General features: G+C 49.7%; 15 protein-coding genes and 1 pseudogene. 3 read left to right on the plus strand and 13 right to left on the minus strand.

Annotation, left to right across the window (positions count from 1 at the left end):
* Positions 1-40: 40 nt before the first annotated feature.
* On the minus strand, positions 41-1,630 hold the full coding sequence (gene lysS / locus H6F86_RS22670) for a lysine--tRNA ligase (RefSeq protein ID WP_190451493.1): 1,590 nt from the start codon (positions 1,628-1,630) through the stop codon (positions 41-43).
* Positions 1,631-1,851: 221 nt separating this feature from the next.
* Here lysS and trmFO point away from each other — a divergent pair, with 221 nt between their 5' ends.
* Positions 1,852-3,210, plus strand: a complete 1,359-nt coding sequence (gene trmFO, locus H6F86_RS22675) for an FADH(2)-oxidizing methylenetetrahydrofolate--tRNA-(uracil(54)-C(5))-methyltransferase TrmFO (protein WP_190451494.1) — start codon at positions 1,852-1,854, stop codon at positions 3,208-3,210.
* Positions 3,211-3,290: 80 nt separating this feature from the next.
* On the opposite strand, the gene ilvN is transcribed toward trmFO, so the two are convergent.
* Both ilvN and H6F86_RS22685 read right to left on the minus strand, forming a co-directional pair.
* Positions 3,291-3,809: an acetolactate synthase small subunit gene (ilvN, locus tag H6F86_RS22680; RefSeq protein ID WP_190451502.1), complete on the minus strand. Its 519-nt coding sequence runs from the start codon at positions 3,807-3,809 to the stop codon at positions 3,291-3,293.
* A 208-nt stretch (positions 3,810-4,017) separates the two neighbouring features.
* Positions 4,018-5,022, minus strand: coding sequence for a Gfo/Idh/MocA family oxidoreductase (locus H6F86_RS22685; RefSeq protein ID WP_190451504.1), 1,005 nt, complete (start codon positions 5,020-5,022; stop codon positions 4,018-4,020).
* A 379-nt stretch (positions 5,023-5,401) separates the two neighbouring features.
* Here H6F86_RS22685 and H6F86_RS22690 point away from each other — a divergent pair, with 379 nt between their 5' ends.
* Positions 5,402-5,701 carry a ferredoxin gene (locus tag H6F86_RS22690; protein ID WP_190451506.1) on the plus strand — a complete coding sequence of 100 codons (300 nt, stop codon included), beginning with the start codon at positions 5,402-5,404 and terminating at the stop codon, positions 5,699-5,701.
* Positions 5,702-5,938: 237 nt separating this feature from the next.
* Here the strand turns inward: H6F86_RS22690 and H6F86_RS22695 are convergent, their stop codons facing one another.
* The 9 genes and pseudogenes from H6F86_RS22695 to H6F86_RS22735 form a co-directional block, all read right to left on the minus strand.
* Positions 5,939-7,636, minus strand: coding sequence for a SpoIID/LytB domain-containing protein (locus H6F86_RS22695; protein ID WP_206756074.1), 1,698 nt, complete (start codon positions 7,634-7,636; stop codon positions 5,939-5,941).
* 104 nt (positions 7,637-7,740) lie between these two features.
* Entirely contained in the window at positions 7,741-8,454 is a 714-nt protein-coding gene (gene grpE / locus H6F86_RS22700; protein ID WP_190451508.1) for a nucleotide exchange factor GrpE, read from the minus strand.
* 88 nt (positions 8,455-8,542) lie between these two features.
* Positions 8,543-9,034 carry a Dps family protein gene (locus H6F86_RS22705; RefSeq protein ID WP_190451510.1) on the minus strand — a complete coding sequence of 164 codons (492 nt, stop codon included), beginning with the start codon at positions 9,032-9,034 and terminating at the stop codon, positions 8,543-8,545.
* Positions 9,035-9,212: 178 nt separating this feature from the next.
* On the minus strand, positions 9,213-9,476 hold the full coding sequence (locus H6F86_RS22710) for a sulfiredoxin (RefSeq protein ID WP_190451512.1): 264 nt from the start codon (positions 9,474-9,476) through the stop codon (positions 9,213-9,215).
* A 151-nt stretch (positions 9,477-9,627) separates the two neighbouring features.
* Complete coding sequence (ruvA, locus tag H6F86_RS22715; protein WP_190451513.1) at positions 9,628-10,251, minus strand: Holliday junction branch migration protein RuvA; 624 nt, start codon at positions 10,249-10,251, stop codon at positions 9,628-9,630.
* Between the two features lie 118 nt (positions 10,252-10,369).
* The gene (locus tag H6F86_RS22720; RefSeq protein ID WP_190451515.1) at positions 10,370-10,930 is read right to left on the minus strand and encodes an SMI1/KNR4 family protein; all 561 of its coding nucleotides are present in this window, start codon (positions 10,928-10,930) and stop codon (positions 10,370-10,372) included.
* A gap of 82 nt (positions 10,931-11,012) precedes the next feature.
* Positions 11,013-11,317: pseudogene (locus H6F86_RS22725) on the minus strand (7,8-didemethyl-8-hydroxy-5-deazariboflavin synthase subunit CofH); the annotation flags it as partial.
* A 113-nt stretch (positions 11,318-11,430) separates the two neighbouring features.
* Positions 11,431-12,714 (minus strand): MSMEG_0569 family flavin-dependent oxidoreductase, encoded by a 1,284-nt coding sequence (locus H6F86_RS22730; RefSeq protein WP_190451517.1) that lies wholly within the window; start codon positions 12,712-12,714, stop codon positions 11,431-11,433.
* Between the two features lie 373 nt (positions 12,715-13,087).
* On the minus strand, positions 13,088-14,458 hold the full coding sequence (locus tag H6F86_RS22735; protein WP_190451519.1) for a glycoside hydrolase 100 family protein: 1,371 nt from the start codon (positions 14,456-14,458) through the stop codon (positions 13,088-13,090).
* A gap of 473 nt (positions 14,459-14,931) precedes the next feature.
* On the opposite strand from H6F86_RS22735, the gene H6F86_RS22740 reads away from it, so the two are divergent.
* Positions 14,932-15,720, plus strand: coding sequence for an SH3 domain-containing protein (locus H6F86_RS22740; RefSeq protein ID WP_190451521.1), 789 nt, complete (start codon positions 14,932-14,934; stop codon positions 15,718-15,720).
* 68 nt (positions 15,721-15,788) lie between these two features.
* On the opposite strand, the gene H6F86_RS22745 is transcribed toward H6F86_RS22740, so the two are convergent.
* On the minus strand, positions 15,789-17,138 hold the full coding sequence (locus H6F86_RS22745) for a sorbosone dehydrogenase family protein (RefSeq protein WP_190451522.1): 1,350 nt from the start codon (positions 17,136-17,138) through the stop codon (positions 15,789-15,791).
* Positions 17,139-17,170 lie beyond the last annotated feature (32 nt).

The following is a 17,170-nucleotide window of genomic DNA, read 5'->3' on the forward strand; positions in this document are numbered from 1 at the left end:
GCTTCTTCAACGGACTCCCCAGGCATAAAGCAGGAACAGCTTAAACTGGCGTAAAGCTAGCGGTGACTGTTTTCAAGCGGTCTAAGGTGAAGTCCCGCTCTAAATACGATAGTAAAGCGCCTGCTTTCGGTCCACGTTCTTTGCCCAGAAAAGATAAATAAACAGCTTTAAAGGCAAGGGGTTGCTGCATCTCTAATTCTCTTGCCGTTGCAAACAATGCTGTTTGTAGCGCTTCAGCTTCCCAGGCTGGAACATTAGCTAAGGTGTGGATTAGCTGTTTAAGATAAGCCACCTGTTCTTGAGTTAGGTCTTTTACCTTTTCAGGCACCTTGTCAAGATAAATCACCAATTTTTCTTCTTCGTCAGCATAGTCTGCCAACCATTTTTGAGCCACCGCAATTCTTTGATTGGCAATCTGCCAGTCATATTCATTAAGGGGCTGTGTACTACGTGCTGTAATCTCTTTTTGCAGATCAAGGTGCGGCACTTGAAGCAAAGAAATTAGCGTACTTAACTCGACTGGATGGTAGGGCTTAACGACTCCATCTAGTTGAGCATACAACAATGGTTTTAGCTCTTCGGGCAAGGCAGTTGCTTGTTGCAGCGCTGGCGATAAAGCCTGATACTTCTCAATTAAAGTGTCATAGTCTCGAAAGAGCCGAGTTGTCGTCTCATAATTGGGAGCAAAGTTGATGACCGTTTTGGGCTGCGTTCGCAGTATCAAAAAGCGCAGTAATTCAGGCGGAAGTAAGGCGGCAATTTCTTTAGCACTTGAGCCAACGCCCTTCGATGAACTCATCTTTGTTCCATTGACCAGAATGAATTCGTAGGGTGAATGAAACGGTGGCTGCTTGCGTAATACTTTGCGGCAGATTGCATTCGCAACATCTCTAGAGCCGCCCTTTTGGGAGTGGTCTTTTCCAGCAAGCTCAATATTGATGCCTAAAAGATCCCACTTAGCGACCCACTCCACTTTCCAGGGTAATTTGCCATTGCCATCAAACGGAGAAACCCATCCTGAGTGACCACAACCTTTTACCCAATCAGTTGCATCAGGCTTGCAGGTATAGAAAACTTCCGAACCGTTGTAATCAGAGACGACAGTTGTTGCAATCTTGCCGCAATTTTCACAAATGGTTTGAAAGGGATACCAGTTATCCGATCGCCGTGCTTTGCTAACTTCTAGATAAGCTTCTCTTACAAGTTGAGCATTTTTGAGAAAGATATCAATGTAAGTATTTAGGCGACCAGAGCGATACAGATCACGTAAATAGTAAACCTCTGGTTTAACGCCTAAATACTCGAAAACTTCTAGAAACTCACCCATGAAGTATTTCGCGTAATCGCTAGCACCATCCTCTGGTGAGGGCACATTGCAGAGAGGAAAACCTAGATACGATTCAAACTTTTGGCGATCGAGATAATGAGGCACCGTATCAAGCGCATCATAATCATCCACACCGTAGAGAAACTTAGGCGATTTCCCAGCATATTTTAAGGCTCGGTAAATCACATCATGGATCACAACCCCTCGTAACGATCCAACATGAACCCTTCCAGAGGGAGTTTTTGAATCGTTGACAACCTGGTTTTCTTGTGCATCCGCAGCAATTTTGTCAGCCCAAAACATGAATTAACCTTTGTCTCTACAATCCTTTTACATTTTACGAGAATATCTTGCGTAGTTGATGTAGAAAGCTGCTTGAGGCTCCTTACAAACACACGAAACCCTCCTGCTCAAAATTGCCAGCGTTTAGGCGAGAGTCTTCTAGAGTTTTAAGCATCCAAGCAACCACCATCTTCCCTGAACCTCGTATCCTGGTTAAAGATGCATAGCGGTCTGAGATAGCGATGGCAGAGATTAAACCTATTCATGTGATTGGCGGCGGCTTGGCGGGGACGGAAGCCGCCTGGCAAATTGCCCAGGCAGGTATCCCAGTCGTTCTATACGAAATGCGACCACAACGGTTAAGTCCGGCGCACCATTCAGAGCATCTGGCAGAACTGGTATGCAGCAACTCCTTTGGGGCACAGTCGAGCGATCGCGCCTCTGGTTTGCTTCATGAGGAACTGCGGCGTTTGGGTTCGATCGTGATTAGTAAAGCCGATCAACACTCAGTGCCAGCAGGTGGTGCGCTGGCGGTCGATCGTGCCATTTTTAGCAAGAATTTGACTGAAACGCTTGCTCAGCATCCTCTAATTGATCTGCGACGTGAAGAAGTGCAGGCGATTCCCACTGAGGGCATTAGCGTCTTGACGACAGGACCTTTAACCAGTCCGGCTCTAACAGAGGATCTACGCCGCTTTACAGGCATGGAGTACATGAGCTTCTTTGATGCCGCTAGCCCGATCGTCGTGGGCGAGTCGATCGATTTTGAGGTGGCGTTCCTTGCGTCTCGGTACGATCGAGGTGAAGCCGCCTATCTCAACTGCCCTATGAATCGTGACCAGTATCTTCACTTTCGGCAAGAGCTGTGTCAGGCAGAGCAGGCAGAGCTAAAAGACTTTGAACAAGAAACAGCGAAGTTTTTTGAAGGCTGTTTGCCGATCGAAGAAATGGCGAGACGCGGCGAAGATACCATGCGCTACGGTCCACTGAAACCTGTGGGCTTGTTTGATGCACGGCAGGGAGACTTTCGGGAGCCTGAAAATAAGGCGAAGCGTCCCTATGCAGTCGTCCAACTGCGGCAAGAAGATCGAGCAGGACAACTGTGGAATATGGTGGGCTTTCAGACAAACCTGCGCTGGGGTGAGCAAAAGCGTGTGTTTCGACTGATTCCGGGCTTAGAGGATGCCGAATTTGTTCGCATGGGTGTGATGCACCGCAATACCTTTGTCAACGCGCCAGAGTTACTTCATGCAACGTTGCAATTTAAGCAGCGCGAAACCTTGCTCGCCGCAGGTCAATTAGTTGGCACTGAAGGTTACACAGCAGCAGCAGCGGGCGGCTGGCTGGCTGGCACGAATGCAGCGCGGGTCGCGTTAGGACAAGCGCCGATCGCCCTACCTGTAACCACCATGATGGGTGCCTTGTTCGACTTCATTAGTTCGGCATCGCCCAAGCATTTTCAACCCATGCCGCCCAACTTTGGAATTCTGCCAGAACTGCCCAAACGCATTCGCAACAAGCAAGAACGGTATGGCATGTACCGTGATCGCTCCTTTAACGATCTTGCTACATGGATGAATCAACTTCGTGTAGCAGCATAAAGTTGTTGGTTTTTAGTTGTTGGTTGTTAGACAAAATCCAGTCTCAAGCTAACAACTAAAAACTAACGACCAACAACTATTCAGACTTTCGCTTCTAGAGACTTGAGATACTCTGTATTCACACCCGATTCACGCATAAGGGCAATTTTGCCGGTGCGAGCAATTTCGCGAATGCCAAATTTGTTGAGCACCTGGACGATCGCCACCATCTTGCCCGGATCACCGACTACTTCTAGCGTGACAGAATCTTCGGCGACATCAACCACCCGTGCCCGAAAGATCTGCGCCAGTTCCACAATCTCAGAACGATTGGTGCTGGTAGCGTTGACTTTCATCAGCATCAGTTCGCGCTCGACACAAGGCACTTCGGTAATGTCTTGCACTTTCAGCACGCTGATAAGCTTGTAGAGTTGCTTGGTCAACTGCTCAATGCTGTTATCATCGCCAGGAACAACCATCGTAATGCGCGAAACGCCCATTTGCTCAGCGGGTCCGACAGCTAAACTCTCGATATTAAACCCACGACGGGCAAACAAACCAGCAATGCGGGAGAGAACCCCCGCTTCGTCTTCAACTAGAACCGAGAGAGTATGCTTCATGGACTTGAGATTAGCTTAAGAACGGCGAGTGTGGTGGAAGTCTAACAGTGCAGCAGGGGACGATCGTGCTTGAGTCTCCCATTTTATCGTGAGAGTCTGTATTCCTTAACCATCTCTCAATAAAGAATGAGGAAGCCTTGCAGGATTAAGTCATGTCCTGCGAACGATCAAGAGTAAACGAAAGCATGAAAAAGGCAAGCGGCAATGGTTACTCTAAAGTAATGGTTTGTCCTGTTTCAGCTGATCGCCTTGCTGCATCTGCCACTTTTAGCGTGTATAAACTCGCTTCGGGTGTTACGTAGAGCGGAATACCGTCGATTAAGTAATTCAGCACCATTGCCGTATCTTTGGCGAAGAGTCCCTGACGGCTGCCTAGTGCGATCGGTTGGCTTCCCTCTGCCTGCACGAGCGTTCCCTGATCCCCATCAAAAATCAGTGCGCCCTTTTCGCCATGCACCTCCATCTTGCGCTCTGGTTGCCACATGGCTTCCCCTTTGGCATAAATGACTTCTGCCAACAGACCCGATTGAAACCGTAGCTGGGCAGTGCAATAACAGGACGCGTAATGGGGATCGCTCAACTCGCTGCGATCGCTAAACTGGGTCTGACAGCTTACAGTTGCCACCTTGCCAAAGAGATCGGTGAAACGATGCAGCCGCGACAGGGCACCCATCAGCGGGAACCCAAAGAGTTCAGGCTGATACGTCCAGCGCTGAGGAGCGGGACGCTCTGGTTTGATGGTGGCGTAGCGGGCGTAAAAGGGAGTGCCGATCGCCGGCAGGGAGGCTTTCAGCGCCTGGTGCATATTGCCCAATAGCTCGATATGCTCAACGTGCAGCAGTTTATTTTGAGCTTTCGACAACGCAATCAACTCCATCGCTTCGGCAACATCCAGCGCTAGGGGATACTCCACAATGACGTGCTTCCCTGCTTCCAACGCGGCTCGGACGATCGCCCCATGCTCCCGATTTACTGTAGCGATGATGATCAAGTCTAGAGACGATCGCTCCAGCAGTGCTTGCCAGGACGCGATCGCATCTGCGCTATAGGTCTGGCTAAATGCCTGCGTGGTTTCGAGGATGTGTCCGGCAACGGCGGCTAGTGTGGCACGCGGTTCTGCCTGAAGTGCCTGCGATCGCAGCTTTGCCGCATAGCCCGTACCAACCAGTCCAACCTGGAGAGGGATCGAAAAAGACGAGGCGTTTTTTGTCATGGGCTGCACTCTTAATGTACCTGTCATCACAAAACCCTAGCACCACAAAAAATAGTTAAGGATAGAAACCGCCTTCTGCCAGTAGTGCCAAGACATGAGGCTTCGGCTTAGCAGTACTGAAGTTATCGTTCCATCGCGTGTTTGCATCATTATGAGATAGGGCGTTACAGGTCGTTATATAAGCTAACTAGATAAAATCTGGTACTTTTATTACGAATACCATTCATCCCACTGATGACGTAACGTTTCTAAACCAATGGTTTTCCCGTAGTATCAAGAGTAAAGCTGATTCAGGAAGCAGACTTTATTCAAATAAAGCTACGGAGCCAGCTTCCAATGAGCTTAGAGTACTGTTTCCATTAATTGAGAGGACCACTGCATGGCAACTTTTAAAGTCACGTTAGTCAACGAGGCTGAAGGGCTGAATACAACGATTGAGGTTCCTGAAGACGAGTATATTCTTGATGCTGCCGAAGAACAGGGGATTGATCTACCCTACTCCTGCCGCGCTGGTGCTTGTTCGACTTGTGCTGGCAAGCTAAAGGAAGGCACGGTTGATCAATCAGACCAATCGTTCTTAGATGATGATCAGATTGAAGCAGGCTACGTGCTGACGTGCGTTGCTTACCCAACCTCGGATGTCACAATCCTGACCCATCAAGAAGAAGAACTGTACTAACGGTTACGCTGTTGCTGTACTGATGTAAAAACAGGCGGTAAGGAGTCTCTATAGCTCTTTACCGCCTGTTTTTGTTTTTATAACCTTAGGCTCTGGGTAGAGATTTTGGCTTGGCTAAACTTACTGAGAGCAGAGCTAAAGCACCACTTTTAATGTTGGTAGAGCAACTATTCTCAGGTCAGCAAGGATGAGTGATGGCTCAAAAGAGCTTGACTAGGAGTAGCAGCTAACTGCTTTTTAGCTACCGTTGTTCTGGTCGCCGCGCCAGAACGTAATGGCATCACTGATGGGTCGCAGTTGAGTGCCGGGATAGTAGAAGCTAAGGATGCGATCGCTCGACCAGCCCAGCTTACCGAGATGATAGGTGCCTGTTTGACTTAGCCCAACGCCATGCCCAAAGCCACCGCCAACGAAGCTGTAGCCTTGTAGGGTCTTGTTTGCGCCGTAGAGCGGTTCGACGTAAAACAAGGTGCTGTTCGGCGCGTACAGGGCGACGAGAATGTTGTCTTTCACCAGTTCAAAGGTGCCTCGATCGGTGGTAATGCGTACGTTTAGCACTCGTCCAGCCGGGGATCGCTTGGTCACTTCAAGACGTTGAATGGTTTTAAAGTTGGCTAGCGGATCTTTTAAGGCGACCAGGTAGCGCCGTATGTCTCGATTAAGATCCTCTAAACGGCTCTCAACCCGCCAGCGAAAGAGGTTAGCCCCGGCTTCATTGAAGCCTTTGGTCTGGCTAATGAAGCGGCGAAAACTCTTTTCCTCTGCCAGGTTTTGCCGCGCCAAATCCCATGGCTGACCCACTGAATCGATGACAGCCCGCAAGTAAGGGCGATCGGCACCTGCCCAAATATCGGTAAAGGGTGCAGTAATGCCGCCCGTTGAGGAAGAGTAGACGGCATCGACCAGCTCGTTCTTGTAGGTGAGGACAGTGCCACGAGTGGCAGCGATCGCGCGATCGGTCGCTGGATGAGCGCCTGTAAGACCGTTATAGACCTGACATTGGGTATCGGCACAAAGCTGATAGCCGTCGATCGCAAAGCGTCGCACATTACGCAGGGCATAGGTACGAGCCAGAATTGCCTGCACCTCTAGCACAGGCTGCACTGCCCAAGCACCAATCTCATGCGGCACCACTCCACGCAAATAGGTTTCAAGTGGCACCTGATTAACCAGCGTATACGTGCCATAGGTATTAGGTTGCAGCCGTAAACTACCAGCGTAGAGAGTGCGTTTTTTGTCACCGCTTGTCTGTAGGACTTGAATCGTGCCTTGTGACGACCCAATCTCAACGCGATCGCGAGTATAGCGGTAGCCATTGACCACTAGCGATGCACGCGGCTGTTGCGGCAACACCTGAGTATCAATGTATGCCGTTTGCATACCTTGTGCCTGAAGACTCTGCAACAGCAGACGACGGAGTAAGGGATTGCTATACGTGTCTCGTTTTGCCCAGACCTGCCAACGTTCTGGTTGGGCAACTTCGACCGGAATGCCCTGCGCTAGCCAGCGGTTAGCGCTCGCTTCGGCACTCTCAAAACTGCGGTGAGTGCTAAGAACCACTCGTTCTTGCAGGTTTGGTTCCGGTAGAGTTTGCTGAACGATATCTAGCTTGGCGCTTGTAGCGGTAACAGTTTGAGCCTTGCCCTTTGTTTCAAACCGGAAGGTCAGGCGATCGCCTGTGGCTGCCTGCAACATCAGTCCATCGGTTGCTTTACTGCCAAAGCGTTGCACCACACCAATCTGCAACTCGACATCCTTACGAGTGGCGGCGGTGCCGGGTGCTGCTAGCCCAAGCCCAAGCCCGAACATAGATGCGATCGCCAACACGACCCCAAGCGATGGCTGACGAAGTAGTGCTTTGACAGCTACCGTCGCTCGCTGCCTGTAAAGCTGATCCTGAGCATTCTGATCTTGAGCAACGCATTCTATCCGCATAACCGACCCAAAAAAGTAGGGATTGATTGAACTCCATCCTAAGATAGTTCTTCTTAACCCCAATCATCTGCTTCTTTGCAATTGCTTAAACGGCGTGCGATCTTTTAACTAACCGGACTAACCTTTGCCCGATAGAGCAAGCGATCGCCCTGACGATAGCCCGTATAACGAACTTTGACACGATCGCCGGATTGAGCCACACCTGCCATCAATTGATGCTGCTGGGGATCGTAGGACACCTCAGCGCCAACCGTGGCGATCGGCTCGATACCCCATGCTTGCAGCAGTTGATCCAGTGGACGCAGCAATGGCAGCATTTTGGCAGCCGGAGCTTGTGGATTTTGCTGCGCGGCATAGGCAGCGGTTGGCAGTTGCAGCAGCAGTGATTCCAGAACTTGCACGCTTGACTGCTGAAACTCTTGCCACAAATCTTGGCGTTGCTGCGCAAGCTGTTGCTGTAGGCGATCGTACTCATGCTGCAAGTCCAACAGGCGTTGATGAAGTGCAGCGTGGTCAATTTCGAGTTTTGAGTTTTGAGTTTTGAGTTCTGAATGCTCACCGCTGACCGCTGGCTGCTGACCGCTGACCGCTGACGCCTGACCTTTCGCATCAGCCGCTACAGGCAGTAATTCGCTTACAGGTACTTGAAGAACATGGCTCAGTTTCAGCAGCGTCTCGACCCGCAGTTGAGTATCGCCACGTCGTAGCCGCAGAACTTGGTTTTCTGACACACCTGCTGCCTGACTCAGCGCCCTAAAACTAGAAAAACCCACCGACTGCATCAACTCGCGCAAACGGTGGGTAAAATCTGGGGACATAGGGAAAGAAATTCTAAGTTTTAAGTTTTGAATTTTAAGTGGTCAATTCAACTCAAAACTCAAAACTCAAAACTCTTAACCTTCACTCTTAACCTTCTAAGAGGCTTCTTAGCATCCAGGCAGTTTTTTCATGCACCTGCATCCGTTGAGTTAGCAGATCAGCTGTTGGCTCGTCGTTCACCTGATCGACAACTGGAAAGATCGATCGCGCCGTACGGACAACCGATTCTTGACCGGCAACCAATTCACGGATCATGTCTTCTGCTTTGGGCACGCCTAGCGTTTCGGGAATCGAACTCAACTGCGCGAACTCTGAATAGGTAGCAGGTGCAGGAAAGCCAAGTGCCCGAATTCGTTCAGCAATCAAATCAACAGCCGTAGCCAATTCGGTGTACTGCCCCTCAAACATCAGGTGTAACGTTTGAAACATGGGACCAGTCACGTTCCAATGAAAGTTATGGGTTTTGAGATAAAGGGAGTACGTGTCTGCCAGAAAACGAGACAGACCTTCCGCGATTTCGCCTCTCGCTTTTTCGTCAATGCCGATGTTGATGGGCATTGTTTCGGTTGGGATTGCCATAATGTCCTTTAAGTAAAAGAAATCGTTTCGTTGAACGCAGTGAAAACGTTGAAATGAGCGATTTGTGACGAGTTCTAACAGTAGCTTGTTTAGACAGTAGCTTGTTAAGAACGATCGCCGCTAGTCTGCTGCGGCAAAAAAATACTACCCATTCGTGCAAACTGCTCGTAAAAGCAGCCTAAGCCAAATGTCGCTGTAGCACCGCACGCGGAGCACGTCGAATGCGGCAAAGAATCGTTTCTTGCCCCAAACGACTACAAGCTTCATAGCGATGGCAGCCAGAAAAACCGTAATATTCGCCTTCAACTTCAAGGACATCGATCGGCTCTTGCTGCCCAATGTCTTGAATGGATGTTATCAAAGCACTAACTTTCGCCTGATCATTTTGTCGAAACAAGGGGCGACGAATCTTATCAATGGGTATTGCTTCTACTCTGACCATTGCCGTTCTCTCAAGCTCACCCCTAAATCATACTCGTTATGACTACGGATTGCAACCTGGATCGGGAAGGAGTGAGGGGAGAGGAGTGAGGAGCAAGGATTTGTGAGCCTCTTGCCTTCTGCCTTCTGCCTTTTGCCCTTTGCCTCCTGCCCTATTGGCTTAACCAGGCAATCGCCCGTCGAATCCACTCTTCCGCATCCGCAGTTTTCGAGAGGCTGCTGCTTTGTCCTACCGTTTGTAGTGCTTGGGCGATTTCACTGTTGGTGTAGCCCAATGCCAGCAAGGTCATCTCCACATCTTCCTGAATTGAAAGAATTGGTCCCGCAGAAGGAGCGGTGATCATGCCTGCTTGCTGTCGCCATTCTGCTAACTTTGTTTTTAGCTCTAACGCAAGACGTTCGGCGGTTTTAGTACCTACGCCTGGAGTGCGAGAGAGGGCACGGGTGTTGCCAACGACGATCGCCTGTATCAAGTCTTGCAACCCCATCGTGTCGAGCAGCGCTAGTGCCAACTGCGGACCAATACCACTGACGCTGACCAGTTGCCGAAACAAATCGCGCTCGGCAGCCGAATCAAAGCCAAACAGTACAATCTGATCCTCCCGCACATGGAGATGCGTAAAAATTTGCACCGTCTCCCCCACGCCAGCCAACTGCTGCAACAGACGCGGCACAATTTGGATGTCATAACCAATTTGACCGACTTCTAACGTTAAGGTGACACGGTTGTTCGCTTTCTGGATGTATGCAACAGTGCCTTTGAGGTAGCCGATCATGCAGTTGGTTGTTAGTGGTGAGTTGTTAATTTTTTGACTGGCAACTGAGTTTAGAACAAGCTCCCTATTACCTACAAGCTTTTTTCTATTCACTGTCAATCTTGCAAATATTTTCGTTTTAATCATTTTTATATAACTGCTGTATCCACTGTTCTAGATCAGGATGTGCATTCTTTGCTGCGGTAACGATCGCCTCAGCTTCCTCAATGCTTGGTACGGTTAAAGCCAATTCCCTCAATAACCATCTGCGGTAGTTCTCTAAGTTTTGATTTACTTCAATCTCATCACGATCGCTCCACCCCCATTCAGTAATTACATAACAGAGGGGATCTTCTCCAATTGAAACTACTCTTAAGAAATCTTGAAGTGAGTTAGCAACAACTGTGTTACCATCCCCACCAAAGCCAATTACAACAATCGGAGCCGTATCAATCCTGTGCTTATCGTATAACCAGTAACCGTATGAGGCACCCGCAGGAGAATGCCCAAAAATAATGAACTGAGAAGCAGCGTGTTTGTTTCCGCCAAACCACGATAGAACATCATCGTGAGAGAATTCTATAAGGCTAAAACCACCAAAGTATTCGTCTCGAATGTTTTGGAACGCAAGCAAGCGCACAAGAATCTCAGGTATCTCTAAATCCGCTGGAAAATTTTTCTGAAACTCTTCAATATCCATAAAAAGATAACGAAACTGTTTGAGATTTCAGAGTAACTAAACAATTAATTACCCTGTAGGGCTTTAAAAAGAATGGGATGCGTCAGTATTGACATAACCTAATAACTAATAAGCTAATAACCTTATACAGAGTATCGTGCTGGCGATAGGGCGATCGATCGAGGCGATCGCTTCTTGCAACGTCTCAATTTCCATACACGTACCATCTTGTGCGCCTGCCATTGAGGTGATGTGTTCTTCCATCCAAGTGCCGCCAATGGCATTGCAGTCCCAGGTGAGTGCTTCCGTTGCGCCAGCCAGCCCCAGCTTATCCCAACTCGTTTGGTGATTGGTGATCCAGCCGCATCCCAGAAAGGTACGGGCAACTGCCATTAGCAACAGTGCCTTTGAGGTAGCTGAGCATGCAGTTGTTGTGTTCCCAGAGTTCTGGGCGAGATGGTAGTGATAGCGCTTCCTAGTCTACCGAAGTAACAGGGCTTTTCATTCTGGTAGTGCTGCCATTACGAACCCAGCAAAAATTCGTTGATGGTACTCCAGTCGTTGCGTTGGGAGACTTTTTTTCGCATGACGATCGTATCGGCAAGATACGTTGCATCGCGTGCGACTCCTGAAAACCTGCCAGAACCCCAGGTGTATAGCCACGGTAGCCCAAGAAAATAGAAGCCTGGTACGTCTGTAACACCGCGATCGTGCCCTGGATAGCCTTTGCCATCAAAGACTGGAATTTCGATCCAGCTAAAGTCGGAATGGTAGCCTGTAGACCAAACAACTGCGCCAATATTGGCGGCTTCATAGTCAAGGTCGAGGAGCGCCTGCTCAGGTTCCCAGACAGGTTGATAGGGTGGTTCGATCGGGGCTGAGATGTGATTTTTTTCGATGAAGCTATCAATGCCTTTTTTGATATTTTCGGCAACTGCATCAGCTTGATCGAGGTTTTGCTTCAGATTATCGGCAAATTCGAGTTTATTGTTGCGAATGGTTTTGAGCCGACCGTGGAGTTGCATCCCTTCGAGTGCAAATTGGCGCAGATCGATTTCGCGTCCGCCACCGCGACCCGTAACGTAGTGATTGGTATTCGTGCGTGCTTTCTCTTTTTGAGGATGTTCGTCGATCGACAGGTCGTAGTACCCCATTTGATCGAGCCAATCCACTACATCTTTGCCGCGGTAGCGACGGGGCGAGCGTGGCGCACTGCCCACACATAAATGCACCTGCTTGCCTGCAAGGTGAAGATCTTCAGCTATTTGACAGCCAGATTGCCCCGTACCAACGACTAAAACTGCCTTGTCGTCAGGCAACGATTCTGGATTGCGGTATTCGGATGAGTGCAATTGGACAATCGCTTCAGGCAAACGCTCGGCGATCGAGGGTAGTTTGGGTACGTGATAGCCGCCGACCGCAATGATGACCTGATCGGCTGTGTAGTTGCCGATCGTTGTTTCAATCTCAAACACGCCAGCCTCATTGCGTCGCACCTTTGACACAGCAACGCCTTCCTTTAAAGGTGGATCAAACGAGGCGGCGTAGGCTTCAATGTATTGCACAATTTCATCGCGCTGCATAAACCCGTGTGGGTCATCGCCTGGGTAATGGAAGCCAGGGAGTTTGCACTGCCAGTTGGGCGTCACTAGGCAAAATGAATCCCATCGTTTGGCACGCCACGAATAGCCGATCGTGTTTTTCTCAAAAACGAGATGGTCAAAGCCTCTTGCTTTCAGGCAATAGCTCATGGCTAAACCAGCTTGACCGCCACCGACAATAACGACAGCATAGTGCGTTTGCATTTGGTTTCTACTCGCTTGCTGGGTCAGATTACTCGCCAGCGTACGTGTTGCTAGAAGGGGTAGTTTGTATCTCCGAATACGGAAGGTTTAAGTCTGGCACTCTAGCGAGGGGTGGCGATCGCAGCGCTCCTCGAGGCTTCTAACTGATGACAACACTCTGTTTAAATCGACAGGTCAACATCAGGTTGTAAAGGTTTCATACCAATTCTCTTTTGACACGCAACAAAGCAAGATCCCCCTGCTACGGCTTCCCACCCATAAGAGGAATTAAGGGGGAGCAGTAGGCAGAGGGAATCTGTAGCAAGCATTTGAATTGAGATAACGTTCCTCCAAAGGTTGGCAGGAAAACGTGGCTCAGTAGAGCGAAGTAGCGTTATCCATTGAAATCAAAGGTCATAAGTTTGAGGTGATCAGGATTTGCAAGGATTTCTTTGGCGAGTAAATACCCAGTAATCGTCCAGGTCTGGTAGCGCCGTGCTTCTTTGCCAATTAAACGACCATCGGGACCATCGTAGTATTCAGGCCATTGATCTTGTACTAGTCGGCGTTCGGCAATGGCGATCGCGTGGTGCGCCAGTTCACCACGGTTCATTTTTTTTGCCGCTGCCACCAGCATCCACAGCAAAACCGGCCAGCTTCCTCCATTGTGGTAAGACCAGGGACGATTTTTGGGATCAGCGCCAGTAATCGTGCGCCAGTCAACGTCTTCCAGCGCCGGATAGCAAAGCTTCATGGGCATATAGCTGATCAAGTCGCTCCAGCGCAGCTCAATCAGATTCAAAATTTTATGGGATTGTAACTCTGTCGTAAGCGACCCGATAATCGCCATCAAGTTACCCAGCGCAAAGAAGCGACAGTCTAGCTGCGAAGGACCTAAATTGCCCGCTAGATAGCCCCCTGCTTCGGGCACCCATTTTGCCAGTCGATAAAACGGGATTGAGTCGGAGTAAATATTGAACTGGTTGAGCGCTTCTTCACCATATTCTTCAACCTGGTAGCGGTAAATGACGTTCAAGCGGTCTGGGTCAAGCCAGTAATCCTCGCGTAGCTGTCGCAGCAGGAGCGGTAGACGACTACACACTGCCTGAATCATAATTTGATTGTCTGTATTGGGCACCAGTAGCTCGAGACTGGCTCGCAGCGCGGTATAAAACAGAGACTGAATATCGAGCGGATGCCCGTAAAGCCCCATCCGTCGATCGATCATGCTGGCTCCATCCGGCACCAATACCATCGGATACATATCGAAGCGTGTGACCAGACAGAGTTCGAGGCTGACGCGAATGCCTTCTTGAAAATCAGCCCGTTGCACTAGCTCAAAGTCTTGCGTTGCAATGAGGTACGCACGCAAGAGAATAATCCACCATAAACAGGCATCGGCGGGAGCCACTCGACCGATCGCGTGATTGCCAAAGTCTGCCTTGATATATTCTTGCCCGTCAACCATCACAATCTTGAAGCTAGCAGGCATCAACCCACGACTAGGCTTAGAGCAATCAAGCTGCCCAGTTTTAGGCTGCAGCTTGAGGGTCGCTTCCAAAAAATTGCGCACAATGGCGGGCTTGCCTTTGATCAGAAACAGCAGCCCCGATGAAATAAAGTCGCGGATAAAGCACTGGTCGTAGTTCAGCGATGCTACTTCAGGGTCACTGGCTGCGATCGTGCCGATCGGTTGCCCCTCGTAGTAAATGATCGATTTTTCAAGGGCTTCCCACGCTTGTTCAACGATCGATGGTTCACTCAAGCCTTGATCCCTCTGACAACAACTAAGATCAATATAGATGGCATGAAGGGCGATCGCTGCCGATTATGTTGCAATCCTAGCCAAAATTGTGACAGTCCCCTAGACGGCACGTCAGTATTGCTTGATGCAGTAGAACGATAGCTACACAGACACCTTGTAACGTTTAGGTTATTGGTAAGATATGGCAGATTTCATGCCGATTTGTTCTTTCAAAACGGTAAGTGAAATGTCTTATAACTAGGCTCAGTTAAAGGCAATCTATCCTAAAGGACGAGGAGCTAGCTGTCTTTACAACGGGGTCTGTTGATTGTCATTAAGCCTTGCTCTTGCTATCTGTTGCCAGACAGATCAAACACATTGCCCCTCATGATGTTGCACTTCAAAAAGCTGCACAGACTACTAGGCTTCGTCCGTCGCCATCTTCAGGCGCTGTGTAGCCACTCTCTAGATACATCTTCCAGGAACCCTCTTCTATGAAACCTAATGCTTCTGTGCTGGCTGTAGCAGGTGCCATCTCGTTAGCAGCACTTGCCGGACTAACGGTTGCCTGTTCTCAATCTTCGGTAACAGAGCCACCAGAGCCAATCAGTGCGTCTCCGCTGACCGCACCAGCTAGCCCCTCTCCCAGCCTTTCTCCCAGTCCTTCCCCTGCTTCGACTCCAAAAACAACGATACAGAAGCAAACAACCGAGCCAGCAAATCAGACGGCTACTGACAACCGGGCAAGTGCTGCCAACCGCACCATTGAGTCTTGCGTAGTCAAAATGGCGTTGGTTAATGACCCTGAACCGCCGCTAAACGTTCGTTCAGCACCTACAACCGAGGGCGATAATGTGGTTGGTCAACTGAAGAACGGGACGCTAGTAACGATCGCATCTGACCAAAACGGCTGGCTCCAAATCAAAACACCACTGAAAGGCTGGATTTCTAAGCGGCAGACAACGAATAGCTGCAACGAAAAAGTAGAGCGTATTAGCCTGAGTGATGCCAACGACCCCGTGCAAGTGGCAGATCGCTTCGTCGGTACAGGCAGCCATCGCTACGTTTTCCCCGTTGAGCAGGGTCAAACACTGACCATTAACCGCGATCGTGGACCGTTTCCGATGATTACTGCCCCTGATGGCACCGTGCTATTAGGACATGAGAAAGACGACAGGCGATCGACCTGGAGCGGACCCCTTACACAGACTGGCGACTACGCGATCGAGCTAGAGTCCAACTTTAAGGGTTATCGCTATGCCTTCTCAATGGAAGTGAAGTGATGGGGACGATAGCAGGAGCAAGAAGCAGAGGGAGCAAAAGGAGCAAAAGAAACTTTATCCCTCATCCCTCACCCCCGATACTGAATCCGATAAATCCGTCCATTCGCTTCTTCAGTGACCAACAAACTTCCATCGGGGAGGGTTAACAATCCCACAGGTCTACCCCAGGTATCGGGACCCGTGGGATTGACTAGAAAGCCAGTCAAGAAGTCTTCGTAATAACCTTGTGGTCGTCCTTGGGCATTAAAAGGTACAAAGGCAATTTTGTAGCCAGTGCCTCGATCGCGATTCCAGGAACCCCGAAAGGCAACAAAAGCTCCGTTGCGGTATCTGGCTGGAAAGGTTTGACCGTTGTAAAACTGTACGCCCAAAGCGGCGGAGTGCGCTTGAAACAGTACATCTGGAGTACGAGTTTGAGCGGCTAGGTCAGGACGAACGCTACGCCCATTTTGGACATGATTTGGATCGAGGAGATCGGGCGTAATGTAAGCATAGGGCCAGCCGTAAAACTGCCCTGCCTGAATACGGGTGAAGTAGTCAGGCACTAGGTCATCGCCCAGTCCATCGCGCTCATTCACAGTGGTATAGAGTTCGCGTGTTGTGGGATGAAACGCTAGCCCAACAGGGTTCCGCAGACCAGAGGCAAACGTTTGGCGATCGGAACCATCCAAATTCATGACCTGCACGGAAGCTCGTGGTGAAGGTTCTTCATCTGCATTCGACTGAGAGCCGATCGAGACATAGAGCTTTGTGCGATCGGGCGAAACGATAACATTCCGCGTCCAGTGTTGGTTATAGCCACCTCCTGGTAAGTCAGTAATTTTTGTACCGGTCCCACTAAGCTGCTCTTGTCCTTTGGTATAAGGAAAGCGCAGCACAGAGGCAGTGTTTCCTAAGAAAAAGGCATCGTTGCTAAATGACATTCCAAAGGGAATATTCAAGCCGTTTTGTGAGCCAGCAAAGGTTTTCTGCACCTCGGCTACGCCATCTTGATTAGCATCGCGCAAAAGCTGGATGCGGTTTTGACGCGTTTCTGTCACCAGAACGTCACCCGTAGGCGTTAGCGCCAGCCAACGAGGACGGTCTAAACCTTCCGCAAAAACGCTAACCACAAAACCAGCCGGAACTTTTAGCGTTGGTGTTGACGGAATAGGAATGACGTTGGGCGATTTAGATGCACTGCTGCTAGCGTAGGATTGCGGCAAGCTATCAGGGAGAATTTTGATGGGTTGTGGCGACAAAGCCTCTGTCTTAACTAACTTTGCGGCTGGCGTTGGTGCTGCTTGTGTCTGGCTAAGTGACCCAGATGCCTTAGCAGATGCCGCAGGGTCAGCCGTTGGTGCAGCGCGCGAGGTATCAGCAGTACGGCAAGCAACCAGGGCAAGACCTAAGACTGCTAAAAAAGACAAACGATACATGGCAGGTTGAAAGACAACAACTACCTACCACG

The sequence above is a fragment of the Phormidium sp. FACHB-592 genome, assembly GCF_014695795.1.
Taxonomy (GTDB): Bacteria; Cyanobacteriota; Cyanobacteriia; order Leptolyngbyales; family Leptolyngbyaceae; genus Stenomitos.

Bases quoted from the DNA above. Each gene is read 5' to 3' on its own strand.
- H6F86_RS22705 (WP_190451510.1), bottom strand. From the start codon at position 9,034: ATGGCAATCCCAACCGAAACAATGCCCATCAACATCGGCATTGACGAA.
- H6F86_RS22690 (WP_190451506.1), top strand. From the start codon at position 5,402: ATGGCAACTTTTAAAGTCACGTTAGTCAACGAGGCTGAAGGGCTGAAT.
- lysS (WP_190451493.1), bottom strand. From the start codon at position 1,630: ATGTTTTGGGCTGACAAAATTGCTGCGGATGCACAAGAAAACCAGGTT.
- H6F86_RS22720 (WP_190451515.1), bottom strand. From the start codon at position 10,930: ATGGATATTGAAGAGTTTCAGAAAAATTTTCCAGCGGATTTAGAGATA.
- H6F86_RS22710 (WP_190451512.1), bottom strand. From the start codon at position 9,476: ATGGTCAGAGTAGAAGCAATACCCATTGATAAGATTCGTCGCCCCTTG.
- H6F86_RS22745 (WP_190451522.1), bottom strand. From the start codon at position 17,138: ATGTATCGTTTGTCTTTTTTAGCAGTCTTAGGTCTTGCCCTGGTTGCT.
- grpE (WP_190451508.1), bottom strand. From the start codon at position 8,454: ATGTCCCCAGATTTTACCCACCGTTTGCGCGAGTTGATGCAGTCGGTG.
- ilvN (WP_190451502.1), bottom strand. From the start codon at position 3,809: ATGAAGCATACTCTCTCGGTTCTAGTTGAAGACGAAGCGGGGGTTCTC.
- H6F86_RS22730 (WP_190451517.1), bottom strand. From the start codon at position 12,714: ATGCAAACGCACTATGCTGTCGTTATTGTCGGTGGCGGTCAAGCTGGT.
- trmFO (WP_190451494.1), top strand. From the start codon at position 1,852: ATGGCAGAGATTAAACCTATTCATGTGATTGGCGGCGGCTTGGCGGGG.
- H6F86_RS22695 (WP_206756074.1), bottom strand. From the start codon at position 7,636: ATGCGGATAGAATGCGTTGCTCAAGATCAGAATGCTCAGGATCAGCTT.
- ruvA (WP_190451513.1), bottom strand. From the start codon at position 10,251: ATGATCGGCTACCTCAAAGGCACTGTTGCATACATCCAGAAAGCGAAC.
- H6F86_RS22685 (WP_190451504.1), bottom strand. From the start codon at position 5,022: ATGACAAAAAACGCCTCGTCTTTTTCGATCCCTCTCCAGGTTGGACTG.
- H6F86_RS22740 (WP_190451521.1), top strand. From the start codon at position 14,932: ATGAAACCTAATGCTTCTGTGCTGGCTGTAGCAGGTGCCATCTCGTTA.